The organism is Mycobacterium sp. (genome assembly GCF_035506235.1).
Taxonomy (GTDB): Bacteria; Actinomycetota; Actinomycetes; order Mycobacteriales; family Mycobacteriaceae; genus Mycobacterium.
Genome location: NZ_DATJPU010000052.1, coordinates 1 through 19,171, shown reverse-complemented (window position 1 = coordinate 19,171; position 19,171 = coordinate 1). Strand labels below are relative to the sequence as shown.

17 protein-coding genes and 1 pseudogene are annotated in these 19,171 nt (G+C 66.5%); 8 read left to right on the top strand and 10 right to left on the bottom strand.

All coding sequences use genetic code 11. From position 1 onward, the window contains the following. Positions 1-352 precede the first annotated feature (352 nt). Positions 353-577, bottom strand: a complete 225-nt coding sequence (locus VMD50_RS05200) for a hypothetical protein (protein ID WP_325425522.1) — start codon at positions 575-577, stop codon at positions 353-355. Between the two features lie 43 nt (positions 578-620). Then, complete coding sequence (locus VMD50_RS05195) at positions 621-995, bottom strand: nuclear transport factor 2 family protein (RefSeq protein ID WP_325425520.1); 375 nt, start codon at positions 993-995, stop codon at positions 621-623. An 87-nt stretch (positions 996-1,082) separates the two neighbouring features. On the opposite strand from VMD50_RS05195, the gene VMD50_RS05190 reads away from it, so the two are divergent. Next, positions 1,083-1,340: a hypothetical protein gene (locus VMD50_RS05190; protein WP_414686003.1), complete on the top strand. Its 258-nt coding sequence runs from the start codon at positions 1,083-1,085 to the stop codon at positions 1,338-1,340. Next, positions 1,337-1,798 carry an SRPBCC family protein gene (locus VMD50_RS05185; RefSeq protein WP_325425518.1) on the top strand — a complete coding sequence of 154 codons (462 nt, stop codon included), beginning with the start codon at positions 1,337-1,339 and terminating at the stop codon, positions 1,796-1,798. The genes VMD50_RS05190 and VMD50_RS05185 overlap by 4 nt, the downstream gene beginning before the upstream one ends. A gap of 7 nt (positions 1,799-1,805) precedes the next feature. Here VMD50_RS05185 and VMD50_RS05180 read toward each other — a convergent pair whose 3' ends face one another. From VMD50_RS05180 to VMD50_RS05155, 6 genes are read right to left on the bottom strand one after another with little or no spacing between them, the layout of a single operon-like run. Then, complete coding sequence (locus tag VMD50_RS05180) at positions 1,806-2,948, bottom strand: NDMA-dependent alcohol dehydrogenase (RefSeq protein ID WP_325425602.1); 1,143 nt, start codon at positions 2,946-2,948, stop codon at positions 1,806-1,808. A gap of 47 nt (positions 2,949-2,995) precedes the next feature. Next, a complete protein-coding gene (locus VMD50_RS05175) occupies positions 2,996-4,417 on the bottom strand; it encodes an aldehyde dehydrogenase family protein (protein ID WP_325425516.1) in 1,422 nt (473 codons plus the stop codon). Between the two features lie 14 nt (positions 4,418-4,431). Then, on the bottom strand, positions 4,432-6,138 hold the full coding sequence (locus VMD50_RS05170; protein ID WP_325425514.1) for a thiamine pyrophosphate-binding protein: 1,707 nt from the start codon (positions 6,136-6,138) through the stop codon (positions 4,432-4,434). 2 nt (positions 6,139-6,140) lie between these two features. Beyond that, on the bottom strand, positions 6,141-7,355 hold the full coding sequence (locus tag VMD50_RS05165; RefSeq protein WP_325425513.1) for a CaiB/BaiF CoA transferase family protein: 1,215 nt from the start codon (positions 7,353-7,355) through the stop codon (positions 6,141-6,143). Then, positions 7,348-8,283, bottom strand: a complete 936-nt coding sequence (locus VMD50_RS05160; protein WP_325425511.1) for an SDR family NAD(P)-dependent oxidoreductase — start codon at positions 8,281-8,283, stop codon at positions 7,348-7,350. Before VMD50_RS05160 ends, VMD50_RS05165 begins: the two co-directional genes overlap by 8 nt. Further along, on the bottom strand, positions 8,284-10,131 hold the full coding sequence (locus tag VMD50_RS05155) for a flavin-containing monooxygenase (RefSeq protein WP_325425510.1): 1,848 nt from the start codon (positions 10,129-10,131) through the stop codon (positions 8,284-8,286). 101 nt (positions 10,132-10,232) lie between these two features. Here VMD50_RS05155 and VMD50_RS05150 point away from each other — a divergent pair, with 101 nt between their 5' ends. After that, complete coding sequence (locus VMD50_RS05150) at positions 10,233-11,381, top strand: RNA-guided endonuclease InsQ/TnpB family protein (RefSeq protein WP_325425508.1); 1,149 nt, start codon at positions 10,233-10,235, stop codon at positions 11,379-11,381. A 41-nt stretch (positions 11,382-11,422) separates the two neighbouring features. Here the strand turns inward: VMD50_RS05150 and VMD50_RS05145 are convergent, their stop codons facing one another. Together VMD50_RS05145 and VMD50_RS05140 are read right to left on the bottom strand one after the other, a co-directional pair. After that, a complete protein-coding gene (locus VMD50_RS05145) occupies positions 11,423-12,802 on the bottom strand; it encodes an aromatic ring-hydroxylating oxygenase subunit alpha (protein ID WP_325425506.1) in 1,380 nt (459 codons plus the stop codon). Next, complete coding sequence (locus VMD50_RS05140; RefSeq protein ID WP_325425504.1) at positions 12,799-13,659, bottom strand: SDR family NAD(P)-dependent oxidoreductase; 861 nt, start codon at positions 13,657-13,659, stop codon at positions 12,799-12,801. The genes VMD50_RS05145 and VMD50_RS05140 overlap by 4 nt, the downstream gene beginning before the upstream one ends. Positions 13,660-13,848: 189 nt before the next feature. Here VMD50_RS05140 and VMD50_RS05135 point away from each other — a divergent pair, with 189 nt between their 5' ends. From VMD50_RS05135 to VMD50_RS05115, 5 genes and pseudogenes are all read left to right on the top strand, one after another. Further along, the gene (locus tag VMD50_RS05135) at positions 13,849-15,462 is read left to right on the top strand and encodes a Vgb family protein (RefSeq protein ID WP_325425502.1); all 1,614 of its coding nucleotides are present in this window, start codon (positions 13,849-13,851) and stop codon (positions 15,460-15,462) included. Further along, the gene (locus VMD50_RS05130; protein WP_325425500.1) at positions 15,462-16,205 is read left to right on the top strand and encodes a GntR family transcriptional regulator; all 744 of its coding nucleotides are present in this window, start codon (positions 15,462-15,464) and stop codon (positions 16,203-16,205) included. Before VMD50_RS05135 ends, VMD50_RS05130 begins: the two co-directional genes overlap by 1 nt. 12 nt (positions 16,206-16,217) lie before the next feature. Beyond that, positions 16,218-17,834, top strand: a complete 1,617-nt coding sequence (locus VMD50_RS05125; protein WP_325425499.1) for an AMP-binding protein — start codon at positions 16,218-16,220, stop codon at positions 17,832-17,834. After that, positions 17,822-18,604 (top strand): SDR family NAD(P)-dependent oxidoreductase, encoded by a 783-nt coding sequence (locus VMD50_RS05120; RefSeq protein ID WP_325425497.1) that lies wholly within the window; start codon positions 17,822-17,824, stop codon positions 18,602-18,604. Before VMD50_RS05125 ends, VMD50_RS05120 begins: the two co-directional genes overlap by 13 nt. Next, positions 18,601-19,171 (top strand): annotated as a pseudogene (locus VMD50_RS05115) (LLM class flavin-dependent oxidoreductase); the annotation flags it as partial. The gene VMD50_RS05120 and the pseudogene VMD50_RS05115, both read left to right, overlap by 4 nt.

Below are 19,171 nucleotides of genomic sequence, written 5' to 3'. Positions count from 1 at the left end.
TACGTCTACCGCGCCCAATGATCCTGGCGTGTCAGGGGCCTGTCCACAGCTGGGCTGCGTGGACGGCGCACGATGACACCGACGAGTGCGGCGCGTCGGGATTCGCTCGGTTGCCAGGGGTGCAATCGCTTCCTGGAAGAAAGGTTACCGGGTCGGAGCCCGACCAAACCTGGGAGAACGATCACGCGTCGGCATCATGGCGGTACGGGGGGTCCGGGTCGGGATGCCGGGGCCGCCGAAGCGCATTGGCGGAAAAGACATTTCGAGCGCTTCCGAGTTATTGGGTGCCAAAACACAAATGCGCGGTAGCCGTCGACCGGCTACTCGCGCATTGGTGGCTGCGGAAATTCGGCTACAGAATCCGGTGGTTCGCCCTACCGACCTGGTAGCCCGCCGGGAAGGACTTCTCGATCACCTGCAGCTGGTGATCCACCCTGGACTCGAGCTCGAGAACCACGCAGCTGTCGCTGACAGTTTTCGATTCGAGGACTATGTATCGCTGACCGCAATCGGTGATCGGGTCGCCCGAGTGCAATTTCTCGACCGGCACCGACTCCGGTGTTCCGTCTGCCTCCATCCATGACACGTTAGGTCAATTCAGTGAAGGAGGGAATAGACCGCTACGTGGTGTCGCGCCCGGGTTGCTTGAAGAACACGCTGACGTGAAGGATCAGGCCGTCGTCGCCTTGCTCGAAAACGATGCATTCGGGCCACGTCGCGACGACGCCGTCGATCTCGAACGCCTCGGTCAACTCGGCGTATGACACCCGGGAGTCGACGTGCGAAACCCGCTGCACCTCCAGCCGGTGGCCCTGGAGATTGGTGCACACCTTGCGCAGGTAGGCGACGTAGTGCTGCTTGCCCTCGACGACGTCGCAGAACGGCCCCTCGCGGACCAGGCCTTCGTCGGCAATCGTCGCGGCCAGGCCGTCCCAATCGTGTCCGGCCAGGCAGTCCAGGTAGCGCTCGACAACGCCGGCGCCGGCTCCCGTCACCTCGGTGACTCCACGGGAAACACATTAGGGCACCGCGGCGGTCTGGAAAATGCCGAGCAATAGCGCGACGCGGGCGAGAATGGTGCGATGAGCGCAGCCAGCGCGCCGGAGTCGCCGGCCGCGGCCCCGAGTTGCTACCGGCATCCCGGTCGTGGCACCCACCCCCGCTGCTGCGACCGCTGCATCTGCGTGGACTGCATGCGCACCGCCGCGGTCGGCCACCCGTGTGCGGAGTGCGTGCGGGGCGCCCGCAGGATGCGGCGGCCGCGCACCCTCCTGATCGCCATCAACGCACTGATGTTCATATGGCGCACAGGTGTTCTCGTCGCGGAGTCGTCCCGGTGAGCTGGTGGGTCGCGCGTGCCGAGCGAACGCTGTCAGAGCAGGTGCCCGCGCCGCCGGTCGACGTCCGCGATTTCTACGTGGATCTGGACAACATCAAGCTCGTGCACCCGCTGATCGTGTCCGTGCAGGCCACGTCGCGCACCGAAACGCCGGACGGTTACGTGCAGAGCTACCAGGTGGTGGACCGGATCCCGTTGGGGCCGTTCAGGATGCGGATCACCTACCGGGCGCGGCTGCACGTCCGCGCCGACGGCGACGTGACGACCGAGGCCGACCAGTCACCGGGGGTGCGGCTGCGCGGAGCGGTGAGCTTCGCTGCGAGCGACGGCGGCACCCGGATCACCGAGCGGATACGGATCGCCGCACCCCGGCCGCTGGCCCCGGTCACCACGCGCGAGGCGGTCAAGGCGCACATCGAAATGCTCGCGGGCATCCGGCGTCACTTCGAATCCGGCTGAACGGTGACTACGGGCCGGTGAACTCGATGATCCCGCGAATGTTGCGACCCTCGCGCAGGTCCGCGAATGCCTCGTTGATCTCGTCGAGCCGGTAGTGCCGAGTGACCAGCTCATCGAGTTTCAACGCGCCGGCCTGATACAGCGACAACAGCATCGGCACGCTCGTGCGCGGATTCATCCCCCCGTAGAGCGCTCCCCTGAGTTGCTTGGCCGACAACGTCATCTCCTGCAGGACCAACGGAACCGGCGGCTCGGTGAACGGAGTGATGCCGGTGAGCACGCATATCCCGCCCTTGCGAAGCAGCGCCATCGCCAACGGGATCAAGTCCACATGCACCACGCCGGGACAGACGACGACCCGGTCGGCCATGACGCCGGCGGTGATCTCCTTGACCAGGGGGATCGCCGCCTCGGCGCAAGCGGCGGTGTGCGTGGCACCGAAGAACTTGGCCGAATCCCGCTTGGAATCAACCGGATCCACCGCGATGACATATTTCGCGCCGACGGCGCGCGCACCTTGCAAGGCGTTCATCCCGACCCCACCGGTGCCGATCACGACGACTGTGTCGCCGGGTTCGGTGCCCGCCGATATCGTCGCGGAGCCCCAGCCGGTGCTCACACCGCACGACACGAGTGAGGCGGCATGGAACGGGATCGCGTCGTCGATCTTGATGACGGACCTTTCCGACAGCACCGCGTATTCGGCGAACGTGCCGAGTTGGCCATACGCCAGGAGGTTTTCGTTGCCGAGATGCCTGCGGCACGTCCCGTCGGTGGGCATCTCCCGCACGAACAGGCTCGCACCGATATCGCAGATGTAGCTTTGACCGTTCACGCAGAACCGGCAATTTCCGCATGCGGGAATGAACGAAAGCGCCACGCGGTCCCCCGGCCGCACCGTCGTCACGCCCGGTCCGATCTCGGCGACGACACCCGCACCCTCGTGCCCGCCGAGCAGCGGGAACCAGTCCGGCGCGGGTTGACCGCTCGCGGCCAGCGCCTCCGGGGTGGGCACTACATCGCCGGTGAACAAGTGGTCGTCGGAGTGACAAACTCCGGCAACCGCCATCCGCACCAGGACTTCACCGCTGCGGGGCGGATCGAGATCGATCTCGTGGATCTCCCAGTCCCTGCCAACCCCGCGGATCACGGCGGCACGACACCTCATTGCGACCTCCCTGCTGGCGCCCCGGCCCGTCAGGGCGCGTAGCCCAAGGTGCTCTTGACCTCTAAATATTCGTGGAAGCCGAACTCGCTCCACTCCCGACCGTTGCCGCTGTGCTTGTAGCCGCCGAACGCCGAGTTCATGTCGAAGGCGTGGTTGATCGTCACCCATCCCGCACGGATCTTGCGGGCCACCTCGCGGGCCCTGTCGAGGTCGGCTCCCGAGACATAGCCGGCCAGGCCATAATCGGTGTCGTTGGCGATCTGGACGGCCTGATCGATGTCGTCGTAGCCGAGGATGCACAGCACCGGACCGAAGATCTCCTCGCGCGCGATCGTCATGTCGTTGCTGACGTCGGCGAACACGGTCGGCTTGACGTAGTAACCCTGGTCCAGCCCCGCCGGCCGGCCCAGGCCGCCGGCGACGACGGTCGCGCCCTCGTCGATGCCCTTCTGGATCAGGCCCTGGACCTTCTCGAATTGCGCCCTCGAGGCCACCGGTCCGATCGCCGTCTTGTCTTGCGGGTCGCCCACCTTCACGTGCTCGGCGACCGCGCGGGCGATGCCGATGGCCTCGGCCATCCGGGAATTCGGGACCAGCATGCGCGACGGGGCGTTACAACTCTGCCCGGTGTTCGGCATCATGTTGACCACGCCGGCGCGGACGCTGTCGGCAAAGCCCGCGTCGTCGAGGACGATGTTGGGGCTCTTGCCGCCAAGCTCCTGCGTCACCCGCTTCACCGTCGGGGCGGCATTCCTGGCCACCTCGACACCGGCGCGCGTCGACCCAGTGAACGACACCATGTCGATGTCGGGATGGCTCGCCAGTGCGACGCCGACCCCGGGGCCGTCACCGTTGACGAGGTTGTACACCCCGGCCGGCACGCCCGCGGCATCGAGGATCTCGGTGAAGACGTAGGCCGAGAAGGGCGCCACCTCGGACGGTTTCAGGATCATCGTGCACCCGGTTGCCAACGCCGGGTACACCTTGACCGCGATCTGGTTGAGCGGCCAGTTCCACGGCGTGATCAACCCGCAGACGCCGATGGGCTCCCTGGCGATCAGCGTCGCCCCGTGTTGTTCTTCGAAGGGGAAGTTCTTCAGCACGTCGATCGCCGTCACCAGGTGGCCGAGCCCGAGCTGAACCTGCGGGCCCGCGGCCAGCGAGGGCGGCGCACCCATTTCCTCGGTGACCGCATCCGCGAGATCGCCCGCGCGCTTGCCGTATTCGGCCAGGATCGCCTCCAGTAGATCGAGGCGCTGTTCGCGATTGCTCTGCGACCAGCCGGCGAAGGCGCGTCGGGCGGCGTTGACCGCCACGTCGACGTCGGCGGCCGAGCCGAGCGAGATCCTCCCGGAGACCTGCTCGGTCGCTGGGTTCTCGACGTCAAAGGTGTTGGGCCGCAGCGGGTCGACCCAGCGTCCGTCGATGTAGAACTTCAGGTAGTCGCGCATGACTGCTCCTTTTCTTACTGGGTGCCTTCTGCGTACCAGGTGCGGAATTCGCCGTAGTTCGGCATCTCCTCGGAGTTGGCCTTCGGGTCGATGCAGACGTGCACGACGGCTGTGCGTCCGCTGGCATAAGCGCGTTTGATCGCCGGACCGATCTCCTCTTCCTTCTCGACGTATTCGCCGTGGCAGCCGAAGCCTTCGGCGATCTTGTCGAAGCGCACGTCCTTGCTCCAGTGCACGCCGGGCTGCGGTGACGGCTGGTCGAAGGTGCGCTTGTAGACGCCGACCTCGAGACCCCACTGGTGGTCGACGCCGACGACGCAGACCAGCGGCAGCTTTTGACGTGCGGCGGTCTCCAGCTCGGCGATGTGGAACATGAACGAGGAGTCGCTGGTCAGCAGCATCACCGGCCGCTTGCCGCCGTCGGCGACCGACGCGCCGACGGCATAGGGCAGGCCGGTGCCGAGGTGGCCGAAGTTCTGGTTCCAGATGACGTCGTGCGGTTTGGCCAGCGAATAGGTCCATTGGAAGATGACCGTCGCGCCGCCGTCGCGGACCATGATGCCCTCGGCCGGAAAGGCTTTGGTGGCCTCGACCACGAAGCGTGCGGGGTGGATCGGGGTCCGGCCGCTCGGCGCTGCCTCGGCCAGTTCGGCAAGCTGGTCGGCATCCTGTTTGATCCAGCGCGCAAGCTCGGCCGACGGCGAACGCGGGCTGTCCTTCAACGCGTCGACGAGCTGGGGCACCACGCCACGCAGGTCTCCCACCAGCGGCACGTCTACCGGCCGGTTGACGCCGATCGCCATGGGGTCCTGCTCGACGTAGATCCACTTGCGGGTGGCGTTGTTCTGCGCCCAGTGGCGCGTTTTGCCGTAATGAACCGGCTCGCCGAGTTCCGTGCCCAGCGCGATGCACAGGTCCGACGCGACCACGGCCTCGACCGCCGCGGACGAAAAGCCGTAGGGGAAGGTGCGATCTTCCAGGCCCGGAATGAACGACGTGCCACCGGATGTCTGGATCACCGGACAGGCCATCAGCTCGGCCAGTTCCCGGACCGCTGCACCGGTGCGCGACGTGTGGACTCCGTGTCCTACCAACAGGATCGGGGTCTGCGCCTCGCGCACCAGCCTGGCCGCCTCGGCGATCTCCCGCGCGCCGGCCCCGTGGTTGGCGAGGCGGTACGCGCTGGGAGGCTGGGGATCTGGGACGTTCAACTCCTCCAGGATCACATGGGATGGGAACTCGATGTAGGCCGGGCCGGGCGTCGTCGACATCGCGCGCCGAAGCGCCTCCCGCACGATCTCGTCGGTCTGGTCGGCATACTCTATTGACGCGCTATACTTCACCGCTGGCGCGAAAAGCGCTTCCTGGCGAACGAATTGGATGCGCCCGCGCCGGACCCGCCGTTCGGTGATGCGGGCCCGTTGGCCGCCGAGGAAGATGACCGGCGAGTTCTCCACCTTGGCGCACATCATCGCCCCGGCGATGTTGGCGACTCCCGGCCCCAGCGTGCCGATGCACAAGCCGGGCTTGCCCGTCATCCGCGACACGGCTTCTGCCATGAACCCGGCGCTCTCTTCGTGGTGGGGCGAGACCACGGACCAGCCGCGCGACTCCGCCTCGAGGAACATGTGCACGAAGTTCGGGTCCGGGATTCCGAACAAGATCTTCACACCTTCGGCCTCGAACAGGTCGAGGATGCGTTTGTAGACGGGCACAGCCATGGTTAGAACTCCTTTGCCTCGCGAGCAGACACAAAAGCCCCCTCTGACGGCCCATTTCGGGGGATTTTGCGTCTGCTCGCGCCAAGTTCGGCGAGCACTTCCGCGGTGTCGGCTCCGAGCTCCGGCGCCGGGCCCGCAACCCGACCCGGTGTCCGGGAGAACCAGGTGGGTACGCCCGGGAAGCGCACCGGGCCGTGCGGGGTATCCACGGTCTCGAACATGCCGACGGCGTTGAGATGCGGATCGTCGAACAGCGCGCCGGGCGTATTCAATGGGGCCGCCGGTATCTCGAGCTCGCGGAACAGCGTTAGCCATTCGTCGCTCGACCGCTGTTTCAGGGTCTCGGCCACCAACCCGTAGACGGCGTCGATCTGGCGCGCGCGCTGTTCCAGCGTCGAATACAGCTCACCGGCCCACGGCGGCCGCACGGCGTCGACGAACGCGTTCCAGTGCTTGTCGTTGTAGATCAATGCGGCGATGTGGCCGTCACTGGTGCGATACGGACGACGGTTGGGTGCCACGGTGCGCGGATACACCGCCGGCCCCAGGGGCGGGTCGAACAGAGCACCGTTGGCGTGTTCGACGAGCATGAACGAGGCCATGGTTTCGAACATGGCGACCTCGACTTCTTGACCGTCGCCGGTGCGCTCGCGGTGGTACAACGCCATGGTCGTCGCGTAGAGCGCCGTCAACCCGGCGACCTTGTCGGCCATGATGGTTCCGACGTAGTCGGCCTCGCCGGTCAGCTGCTGTTGCACCGCGGGCAGGCCGCACTCGGCCTGAATCGTGTCGTCGTAAGCGGGCCGGTCCCGCTCGGGGCCGCGGCGCCCGTACCCGTAGCAATTGGTGTAGACGATCGCCGGGTTGATCGCGGCGACGTCGTCGTAGGCGAAGCCGAGCCTGGCGATCGCCTTGGCGCGCATGGAGTGGATGAACACGTCCGCGGTCTCGACGAGCGCCCGCAGTGCGTGCGTTCCGGCGTCGGTGTGCAGGTCCAGGACGACGCTGCGCTTGCCGCGGTTGACGTTGACGAACACCCCGCTCATGCCCGGTGCGGGGCCGACCGAGATGTAGCGGGTGTTATCGCCTTGGGGCGGCTCGACTTTGATCACGTCGGCGCCCATGTCGGCCATGATCTGCGTGCAGTACGGTCCCATCACCATTGCGGTGAGGTCGATGACCCGCACACCGGCGAGCGGGCCCGCCCGGCTAGCCACGGAGCACGCCCCGATCGCCGGAACGGTGTGCGAGGTCGAAGCTGTAGCGGATGTGCTGGCCATGACCGTCGGGAACCACCGGAAAGACCAGCGGCGCCTCGATGTTTCGAATCGCATCGATTTGCTCGCCAACGTCCTCGACCGTCCACGCCGGCCGATGCACGCCGGGGCTTTCGGCGATGACCGCCCGCGCCACCCGGCCCGCCAGCGCGATGAACACCTCCCCGGTGACCGAACAGCTTTCGTGGGCGAGCCAGCCCACCGCGGGCGCAACGAGTTCGGGGTCCATCGGTGGGTAGGCCGAGGTGTCGATGCCGGCGGCCATTCTCGTCAGCGCGGCCGGCACGATCACGTTGCACGCCACGCCCTCGGCCGCGCCTTCGAGCGCGGCGACATTCGACAGCCCTATCACGCCGGCCTTGGCGGCCGCGTAGTTGGCCACATTGTGGTTGCCGTACAGTCCGCCGATCGACGACGTGAGCACGATGCGCCCGTAGCCCGCGTCGCACATCACCGGGAACGCGGGCCGCAGCACATGGAATGCGCCGCGCAGGTGAACATCGAGCACCGCGTCGAAGTCCTGGTAGCTCATCTCTTTCAGCGATGCGCGGCGCACGATCCCGGCGTTGTGGATGAGGATGTCGACGCGGCCGTAGGCGTCGAGTGCCGTGTCGATGATCGCCTTGCCGCCGGCCGCGGTGGCCACCGAGTCGGTGCTGGCGACGGCTTGACCACCGGCGGTGACGATCTCGCGCACGACCTCGCCGGCGGGACCCGCGTCGGTGCCGTCACCCGTGAGGCCGCCGCCCGGATCGTTGACGACGACCTTCGCGCCCCGTGACGCCAGCAACAGGGCGTAGCAGCGGCCGAGGCCTCGGCCGGCCCCGGTGATGACGGCGACGTGCCCGTCGAATCTCAGATCCGCCATCTAAGTTCCGAGCACCAGGCCATTCAGATCACCCTTGACACGCCATTCCCTCAGCAGGTCGTCGAACGCGTAGAAACCGGGCGAGTAGGGCTCCCCGAGGAAGGAGCGGATGCCCTCTCCGCCTCCGCCGCCCTCGTTGTTGTAATAGCCAGGCGTGCAGGTAACTTCGAACGCCGAGTTGTCGATGGCGAGTTCCCGGATCGTGGCAACCCAGTCGTCCTGACCCTCCTGGCTGGGTTCGACGGTGGTGGCGCCGCGCTTGATGGCTTCGGAAATGATGTGGGCGATGTGTTCGGCCTGCTGCTCAAACATCGCGGTGGTGTTGGCCGAAACGCCGCCCTGGAGGAAACCGGTGTGGAACTGGTTGGGGAAGCCGCGAGTGGTCATGCCGTGCAGCGTCTTGTAGCTGTCGCGCCAGTGATCGAAGAGCGAAAGGCCGTCGCGGCCTTCGATCGCCTCCATCGCGTAACGACGGCTGATCTCGGTGGAGATCTCGAAGCCGCTCGCGAAGATCACGCAATCGACCTCGTACTCAATGCCGTTGGCGACTATGCCGTCCTCCGTGAGCCTCTCCACCCCCTTTGACTCCGACACGTCGACCAACGTGACATTGGGATTGTTGAAGGTCGGCAGGTATTCGTCACTCGAGCACGGCCGCTTGCAAAGGAACCGGTAGTACGGCTTGAGCGCCTCGGCGGTATCGGGGTCCTCGACGATGTCGGCGATCCGGCGCCGCAGCCGCTCCATGATCTTGTAGTCTTCCTCCTCGCGGATCGCCATGATCTGCTCTATCCCCAACGACGCGGGGTCGTCACTGGCGGCGATCCGCGCGGTCATGTTGCGTCCCAGCTCGGTCCAGAAGTCGCAAACCTGGTCCGCCGCATCGAACACCACGCCCTCGAACGGCGACCACCGATGGAAATTGCGCTTGCGCTCCGCCTGCCACCCGGGCTGCAGCGACTTCACCCAGTCCGGGTTCGTGGGCTCGTTTCCGCGCTCGTCCACCGATGACGGTGTCCGCTGAAACACATACAGATGCTGGGCATCCCGACCCAGGTGGGGAACCAGCTGAACACCCGTCGCCCCAGTGCCGACGAGGGCGACCCGCTTGTCGGCAAGCTTGTGCAGGCGGCCGTTGGCGTCGCCGCCGGTGTAGTCGTAGTCCCAACGCGCCGAGTGGAAGACGTGGCCCTTGAAGTCCTGGATACCGCGGATCCCGGGCAACTTCGGCCGGTTGTACGAGCCCTGCGTCATCACCACGAAGCGGGCGCGAATGTCGTCCCCGCGATTCGTCCGTAGCCGCCAGCGGTTGATCGAGTCGTCCCAGCGCACCGTGCGCACCTGAGTAGAGAAGATCGCGCCGTCGTAAAGCCCGAAATGTTTGGCGATGCGGCGGCAATGCTCGTAGATCTCCGCCCCGTCGGCGAACTTCTTGCTCGGCATGAAGTCGAGCTCTTCGAGCATCGGAATGTAGCAGTACGCGTCGTTGTCGCACTGGATTCCGGGGAAGCGGTTCCAATACCAGACGCCTCCGACGTCCCCGCCCATCTCGATGATGTGCACGTCATCGACGCCGGACTTCTTCAGGTAGGCGCCCGCCAGCAGGCCGGCGATGCCACCGCCGAGAACCGCTACCTCGATGTCCTCGGTGATCGGCGTGCGCGGCGTCACGGGTGTATGGGGATCGACTTCGGCGAACTCGGCGAAATCGCCTGTGAGTTCCAAATACTGCTTGGACCCTTCGGGGCGCAACCGCTTGTCGCGCTCGTGCAGGTACTTCTCGCGAAGCGCGTCGATGTCGATGTCTTGTGGCACGTCGGTTGGCCCACAGATGTCGAAGTTCGTCATCAGATGCCTGCGGCGTGGATGCGTCCGGCTTTAGCCGTGGGGAGGAAACGCCGCTGCCTCCTTTCCATCATGTTGTCGGTGGTGCTGGATACGGTGGCGGCGTGAGTGTTCGCCTCGCGGACCGCATCGTCGAGACGGTGCGCTACACCTACCGGCTGCGCCCTGGAAAGCAAGCCGAGGCGGCGCTTGAAGCTGAATGGCACCGCTGCCGCTGGCTGTGGAACGAAGCTGTCCACCAAGAGAAATCGGGCAGCAAGCCAACTTTTTGCAAACTCTCCAAACTGCTGACCGCCGCCCGAGCTAGCTGCGAATGGCTGCGCGCAGGTTCGCAGACCGCCCAACAGCAGATGCTGCGAACCTACGCCCGCGCGTTGAACGACTCGTTCACAGTTAAAGGCCGCGGCAAGCCGACAACCAAGAGCCGGAAGAACTCCCGCCCGTCGCTGGAGTACACAATCAACGGATTCGCGGTGCGTGACGGACGACTGGAATTGGCCAAGTGTCATCCTATCCCTGTGGTGTGGTCCCGTGCGCTGCCCTCGCAACCCAAGACGGTAAACGTCTACCGCGACAACCTCGGACACTGGTATGCCAGCTTCGTGGTCACCCGGCAGACCGAAGGGTTGCCGGACGTCGACACCGGTATTGGAATCGACTTTGGAGTCACAACTACCGCTGTGACAACCGATTCCGCCTACGACCAACCGCACCGGCAGCGGCGCCGGTTCGTCGATTGCGAGCTGGGTAGAGCGCAGCGGACTATGGCGCGTCGGCACCGACCCGCAAGGGCGCAGTCCAAGCGGTACAAGAAGGCGAAGCTGGCTGCTGGCAAAATCCAGAAGAAGGCGGCCCGGCAAGCCAAACACGACGCCCGGTTGTGGGCACGCCGTGTCGTGAACGACCACGGACTGATAGCGGTCGAGGACTTCAAGCCGACCTTCCTGACGAAGTCCACGATGGCGCGCAAGGCGGCCGACGCCGCGATCGCGGCTACCAAACGGACGTTGATCGAGTATGGCCGTCGGGCCGGCCGGAAGGTGGTGTTGGTCAGGCCCATGTACACGACGATGACCTGTAGCAAATGCTTTGCGAGAAACAAGCGGCTGTCGCTTAAGGTGAGGACTTTTCAGTGCGCGAGCTGCGGTTACACCGCAGACCGCGACCGGAACGCTGCCAGGGTGATCCTGGCTGTGGCAGAGCGGGGCCACACTTGCGTCGATGATCTCGTCTCCTTTCCTTTCGAGACTTAGGTCGAAGCCTGAAATCCCCCGGCGTTAGCCGTGGGGAACCGTTAACGAATCTCTTTCGGCTCGCCGGTGCTCATGTATTTCGACAGTTGGTAGTGAAGGTTGACGGTGCTGCGTTCCCGGTACGGGTTGGGTTTGGTGCCCGGGAAGCCCAGCGATTTCATGCCCTGCTGCACCGCCGCCATGTTGGAGAAGTCCTGCGGCAAGACCGAGCGCCACCGCGGGTCTCCGACCGGCGTGTACTCCCATTCCGTCTGGGGCTCTTGTCCTTTGGGAAACAGTTCGAAAACCGATACCTCGAAGATGCACTTGTCGGGATTGTAGCCCGGGTCCGGCCGGGCGCCGTAGCACAGCGCGACCGTCAAACCCTGACCGATCTGGAAGTTCGGGAAGATCTGCCACGCGGTGCCGGCCTGCCCGAGGATGTCGGGCGGAATCGTTGGCCAGATCACGCCGCGGGCCTCGTCGTCGCGGCGCGCGGACGCCAGCCAGTACTCGAGGACCTTGTCGGCCGTTGTGCCCTCGGGCAATTCGTCAACCAGCCGCTTGGCGGCGTTCACCAGCGTCTCGGTGGTGGAGGTGTTGGTTTCCTCCATCGTGTAGATCTGCATCTCCGCGGTTGATATGCGGGGATCGGCGCCCGTTCCGAGGCGGATCTTGGACTTGGTCGCCGCCAGATCGTCCGGGGCGTCGTAGCCGATGTTGCTGTGCTTGCCCTGCGCCTTGGCCCACCCCTTGAATTCGCCGAATTTGTTGAACTCCGGATGGGTTGTGTAGACGTGGTAGGTCTCGTTGAACGCCTCCAGCGCGACCTTCCAGTTGCAGTCGAAGGACAGCCATTTCCGCCATTTGCAGCGCATGTTCTCCAGGCCGAACGGGTCGAGAATCTTGGCGGCGGGAAACAGGTAGTCGGCCAGCGGCTCGCAATCGGGGTCCATGTTGATCCACAACCAACCGCCCCAGGTGTCGACCCTGACCGGCCGAAGGTGGGTGTTCTCGGGAGTCAGCGCGCCCTCCCAGTCTTGTTGCTCGCGGATGTGGGTGCACGTCCCGTCCAGCCCGTACGTCCAGCCGTGGAACCCGCACACGAACGACTTGCGGGCGCGGCCGCACGCGTTCTTCGCGCCCTGCGGCGTATCGATCAGCCGGCGGCCCCGGTGCATGCAGACGTTGTGGTGCGCGCGAAATTCGTTCTCGCCGGTGCGCACCACGATGACCGAGTCGTCGAGGATGTCGTAGGTCAGATAGCTGCCCACCTCCGGCAGCTCTTCGACGCGGCCCACCTGCTGCCAGACTTTTCGCCACAGCCTGTCGCGCTCGGCGCGCGCGTAGTCCTCGCTTATGTACGCCTCCACGCCGATCGTCATCGGCTTCGAGAGTTCTTCGGCCCCTGTGCGATTCGAGTCTTTGGCCAGGTCGGTCAACACATCCTCCTGATGGCCGCGCGGAAGGATTCGTCTTTGAGAAACAACGAGGTGTTGTCGGCGCCGAGATGGCTCCATCTGAGGTCCAGTCCACCGTCGACGAGCAGCGTCTGGCCGGTGATGTAGCTCGACAAGTCAGAGAGCAGGAAAAGGATGGCGCCGGCCTGCTCCTCGGGCCGGCCCCGCCGGCCCATCGCGATCGCCTGACGGTCCCGGTCCGGGTCCTCGTCGACGTACGTGCGCGACGCCGCCGTCTCGGTCACGCCCGGCGCCACGGCGTTCACCCGGATTCCGGACAACGCCAGTTCGAGTGCCATCGTGCGGGTCATCGCGGTGATCGCGGCTTTGGCTGTCCCGTAGGCGATGTGGAACGGCGCGGTGTTCATGCCGCTGATCGACGAGATCGACACGATCGACCCGGGACGCTTATGTGCAGCAAGTTCGGCCGCCACGGCCTGGCTCGTGAAAAACGCCGTTTCGAGATTGTCGGCGAAGATCTTGCGCCAGTCGGTGCGCGTGACGCGTGTCGACGGCATCCAGGTTGCCGGCTCGGCGCCTCCCGCGACGTTCACCAGACCATAGAGTGTCCCGTCGGCGCGCCGTGCCTGGTCGATCACCGCGGCGATGCCCTCGTCGGTCGACGCGTCCGCCGCGACGGGCACCACGGGAAGGCCTTGGTGGGCCAGCGGAGCGACGTGCTCGTCAAGGTTTTCCTTCGACCGGCTGACCGCGATCACCGTGGCCCCGGCGCGGGCGGTCATCGCCGTCACGCTCGTGCCGATGCCGCCGCCGCCGGCACCGGAAACCACGACGACGCGGCCTTCCAGTCCTAGGAGGTGCCCGAGAAGATCCGCCATGACCTGCTTTCCCCGCCGGTACAAATCTGTCCGGACAAGATATTGGGTTCTGCCGCTAGGAGAACACTATTCCCATCGGCAGACACCCCTGTCAAGGTCGGTCCAGCGTTGGTGGCGAGCTATTGTCTGGACTACGAGGACTTGATAACGTCCAGCTCAAACTGCTGACGGAAGGACCTCCGCGGGAGCATGGCCATTTCAACGCAGCCGTCGCGGTATGCGGTCGCGCGCGCCGTCGACGTCGCCGAGGGCTGGGGACTCGAGAGGGTCACGGCCCCCAGCCGGCTGTTCGGCGCCAACGGCCTGCGCACTGGCCCCGACGGGCGCGTCTACATCGCGCAGGTCACCGGCAGTCAGATCAGCGCGCTGGATTACCGCACCGGACAACTGGAAACGGTGAGCGCCAAAGGCGGCGACATCGTGGCGCCCGACGACGTCGCGTTCGACGCGAGTGGGAACCTGTACGCGACCGAGGTGATGGACGGCCGGGTTAGCATGCGCGACACCGCCGGCCGCACCCGGGTGCTGCGCGACGACGTTCCGTCCGCCAACGGGATCACCTTTCATCGGGACCGGTTGTTCATCGGCGAATGCCGCGAGGGTGGGCGCCTGCTCGAGCTCGACCTGACCGGCGGGCCGCCACAGGTGCTGCTGCACGGCGTGCCCTCACCGAACGCGATGGAGGTGGGCCCGGACGGGCTGCTGTATTTCCCGGTGATGGGCGCCAACGCGATCTGGCGCGTCGATCCCGACGGCGGCGAACCACAGTGCGTCGCAAGCGATCTCGGTGTGCCCGACTCGGTCAAGTTCGACCCGCGGGGCAACATCGTCTCGACGCAGGTGGCGAGCGGGCAGGTGCTGCGCATCGACCCGCGCAGCGGCGAACGGCGGGTGCTGGCGCAGCTGAGCCCGGGGCTGGACAACTGCACGTTTGCCGGCGAGAAGGTGCTGGTATCCCACTTCACCGGCGAGATCACCGAGATATCACCGGACGGTGCGACGCATACGGTGCTGCCCGGCGGCCTGAACTGGCCGCTGGATCTGAGCGTGGGGCACGACGGGCGGCTCTACGTCGCCGACGGCACGTACTTCCATGCGGCCCTGCCCGATGGCTCGCTGCAGACGGTGGGGATGTTGTTCAGCCCGGGCTATCCCGGGTTCCTGCGCGGCGTGGCGGCGAGCGGGCCCGGCGAGTTCGTCGTCACGACCTCGGGCGGCCAGGTCGGCCGCTACCGGCCGGGGGCGAACGAAACCGAGTTGCTGGCGGACGGTCTCGACCAGCTCTACGGGGTCGCGGTCGGTCCCAACGGTGTGGTCGTCGCCGAGTTGGGCACCGGCCGGGTGCTGTCGTTGCGGTCGGGCAATACCGAGGTGCTGGCCGCGAGCCTGCGTGAGCCGGTCGGTGTCGCGGTCGACGCGGGCGGGGCGTCCCTGGTGGCGGAGGCCGGCGCGGGACGGGTGGTGCGGGTGAGCGGGTCCGCGGCCGTCGGCACCGTCGTCGCCGACCTGGTTCGCCCGCAGGGTATTTGCGTGCACGACGGGGTGCTCTACATCGTCGACGCCGGCGCCAAGGAGTTGATCGCGTTCGATCTGAACACCAAGGTGCGGCAGACGGTCGCATCGGGGCTGCCGGTCGGCGCCCCGCCGGGTGTGGTGCCCAGGCCGCTGAAAGGCATGCCGCCGTTTTCGGGTCCGCAGGGGCCCTTCGCCGGCGTCGCCGCCGCGGCTGACGGCACGCTCTACGTTTCGGCCGACGGTGACGGCAGCGTCCTGGCGTTGCGCCGGTCGCGGGGCGGCCGCTGATGTCCCAGGCCATTTCGAGCGAACACCGCTATCTGCAGATCGCGCGCACGCTGCGCAAGGAGATCGTCGACGGCGTCTATCCGGTGGGGTCGCAGCTCCCGACCGAACACCAATTGTGTGAGCGATTCGCGGTCAGCCGCTACACGGTCCGCGAAGCGCTGCGCCGGCTGCGTGAGGACAACCTCGTCGCGTCGCGGCCCCGCGCGGGCACCCGGGTAGTGCCCCGGCCCGCGTCCAGTTCCTATGCGCAGGAAACGATGTCGATCGACGACCTGCTCGCGTTCGCGGCCGGCGCGCGGCTGACCATCGAGTCCAACGAGATGGTGGAGATCGACGACGAGCTCGCCGCCCGGACCGGCCTGCCGGCCGGCACGCAGTGGCTGTCCGTGCGGGGCTACCGGCAAGCCGACGGCGCGCAGGTGCCCCTGTGTCGAACGGAGTACTTCATCAACCGCGATTTCGCCGCCGTCGGCAGGCTGCTGCAGCGCCACACCGGTCCGATTTTCCCGTTGATCGAGGACCTGTTCGGCGTGAGCATCGCCGAGTTGCGCCAGGAGATCGCCGCGGTGCTGCTTCCCGCCGAGCTGGCCGACGGCCTCGGAGTCGCGGCGGGCACGGCCGCGCTGCAGATGCGGCGCGCATACAAGACCTCCGATGGCGAGATCGCGCAGGTGACGATCAACACCCACCTGTCGTCGAGCTTTCGGTATGCGATGACCATGCGACGCGTGAATGACGATTGAGGTGAGCTGGCAGTGACGACCCGGGCCCACCCCGACGCGGCGCGCACGGCGGAGGCGTACCGGCGCGGGTTGTGGGTTCCCACCACGCTGGCCGACGCACTGCGCGCGGCCGCGGAGACCTCACCGCGGCGAACGGTTTTGGTGGACAAGGACACTCGGCTGGACTGCGCCACGCTCTATGCCCAGGCCGCCGGGTTGGCCAACGCTCTGCTGGCGCGCATGCCAACCGGTAGCGTCGTGTCGTTCATGCTGCCGAACTGGCACGAGGCCGCCGTCATCTATCTGGCGTCGACGCTGGCCGGGATGGTGGTGAACCCGATCCTGCCGTCGCTGCGCGACCACGACCTGCGCGTCATCCTCGAAGACGCCGAAGCCGCCGCGATCTTCATCCCGCACCGCTTCGGCGGCCATGACTACGCGGCGATGCTCGAACGCGTGATCGCCGCGCTGAGCCGCGCCCCCGAAGTGGTGGTGCTGCGTGGCGAATCCGGTGCACACACGCCGTACCCGGCGCTGCTGGAGGACCCGCCGGATCCCACGAAGCTGCCAGCGCTGGATCCCGACGCCGTGCGCATGGTCCTCTACACATCAGGCACCACCGGCCGCCCGAAAGGCGTGCTGCACAGCAGCAATTCGATACATGCGCTGATCTGCCAGATCCGCGACCAGTGGAACGTCGAGCCGGGGGACGCGTTTTTGGTCCCGTCGCCCATCGCCCACATCGGTGGGTCGATATACGCGTTCGAATGCCCACTGCTGCTGGGCACCACCGCGATACTCATGGACCGGTGGGACCCGTCGGTCGCGGTGGCACTGATGAACAGTGAACGCTGCACCCACATGGCCGGGGCGACACCGTTTCTGCAGCAGCTGCTGTCCGCGGCCGGACGCGCCGGCAGTCGCCTGCCCGACTTGAAGGTATTCGTCTGCGGCGGGGCCTCGGTGTCGCCGTCGCTGATCCGGCGCGCCGCCGAACATTTCGACCGAGCGGTCGTCACCCGTGTGTATGGCTGCACGGAGGTGCCGGTCGCGACCGTCGGCGCACCCCGGCCAGACGAGGCCGACCGGGCCGCCGACACCGACGGCCGGGCCGGGATCGCCGAGATCAAGCTCGTCGCGCACGCGGTCGCGCCGGCCGGTGACGGCGAGATCTGTGTGCGTGGCCCGCAGATGCTGCTGGGCTACCGACACCCCGAAGACGATGCCGATCGCTTTGACGCCGAGGGGTTTTTCCGCACCGGGGATCTCGGGCGCTGGGTCGACGACCAATACCTTGTCGTGACCGGCCGGGCCAAAGACGTCATCATCCGCAACGGCGAGAACATCTCGGCCAAGGAGGTCGAGGATCTGCTCGCCGACCACCCCGGCATCGCCGAAATCGCGGTCGTCGGGCTGCCCGACGACCGAACCGGAGAACGGGCGTGCGCGGTGATCGTGCCCGCCGGTGAGCCCCGGCCCGATGTCGCCAACCTGCTCGCGCTGCTGAAAAGCAAGGGCGTCGCGAAATTCAAGGCCCCGGAGCAGGTGGTCATCTGGGATGCGTTGCCCAAGAACGACGCGGGCAAGGTCCTCAAACATCAGATCAGAGCGGTTCTAACACAGGCTGGGCCACGGGGATGGGTGAGATGAAGGTCGCAATTGTCACGGGCGCAAGCAGCGGCATCGGTCTGGGATGCGCAAAGCGGCTCGCCGAGCTGGGTATGGCCATCCTCGGCACGGGCCGCGACGAGGACCGGCTCGCCGAGCTGCACAGGTCCATCGACGACCCGGCGCGGGTGGCGACTTTGGCCGTCGACCTGACACATGACGATGCGCCGCGACGCATCGTCGACCTCGCCGTCGACCGGTGGGGTCACGTCGATTTTCTGGTCAACAACGCCGGAGTCGGCAACCCCAAACCGCTGCACGAAACGGACGACGAAACGCTGGACTACTTTTTGGGTTTGATGCTGCGGGCGCCGTTTCGGCTCGCACGCGAGGTGCTGCCGCACATGGGGCCCGGATCGGCGATCGTCAACATCACGTCGACGTTCGCGGTCGTCGGCGGGCTTCGCGGTGGCGCCTACTCCGCGGCCAAAGGCGGGCTGACCGCGCTGACCACTCACATCGCCTGCCAGTACGGCGCCTCGGGCATCCGCTGCAACGCCGTCGCGCCCGGCGTGACGGTGACGCCGATGGTCGAAAAGCGCTTGGAGGACGAGCGTTTCCGCAAGATCAACACCGAGCTGACGCCGCATCAGCGGTTGGGCACCATCGATGACATCGCCAGCACCGTCGCGTTCCTGTGCTCGCCGGGTGGCAGTTTCATCAACGGGCAGACGATCGTCGTCGACGGCGGTTGGAGCTCGACCAGGTACCTGTCGGAGTTCGCGCTGGCCTCGGAGTGGATCGCGCGGTGAAGGTTTCGCCGGCCGCGTTCGTGCGCACCACGCTCCCGCTGCACCTGTCGGCCTGGCCGAGCTGGATACCGGGCGATACCACTCGATCTGGCTGTCCGATCACATGGTGAGCTTTTGGCCCGACGCACTATGGACGCCGGAGTTCACCGACCTCGCAACTTCATCGCCGTCGCCGCATCGCCACCTCGACGGCATGGCGGTCGCCGCCGCCGCGGCCGTGCTGACAGATACCGTGCTGCTGGCCACCAGTGTTGTGGACACGGTGCGCCGCCACCCCGCGATGCTGGCCCAAAGCGCGCTGACCATAGACCATCTGTCCCGCGGGCGGTTCATCCTGGGCCTGGGCAGCGGTGAAAGCGAAAATATCCTGCCCTACGGTTTCGACTTCGCCCTGCCCGTCAGCCGTTTCGAGGAAGCGCTGAAGGTCATCCGCCTGCTCTGGGACAGCGACGCTCCGGTGGACTTCGACGGGCGGTTCTTCCGGTTGAATCATGCCCGGCTGGACACCGAGTCCTACGAGGGACGCTTCCCGCCGATCTGGATCGGTGCCAGCGGGCCACGAATGCT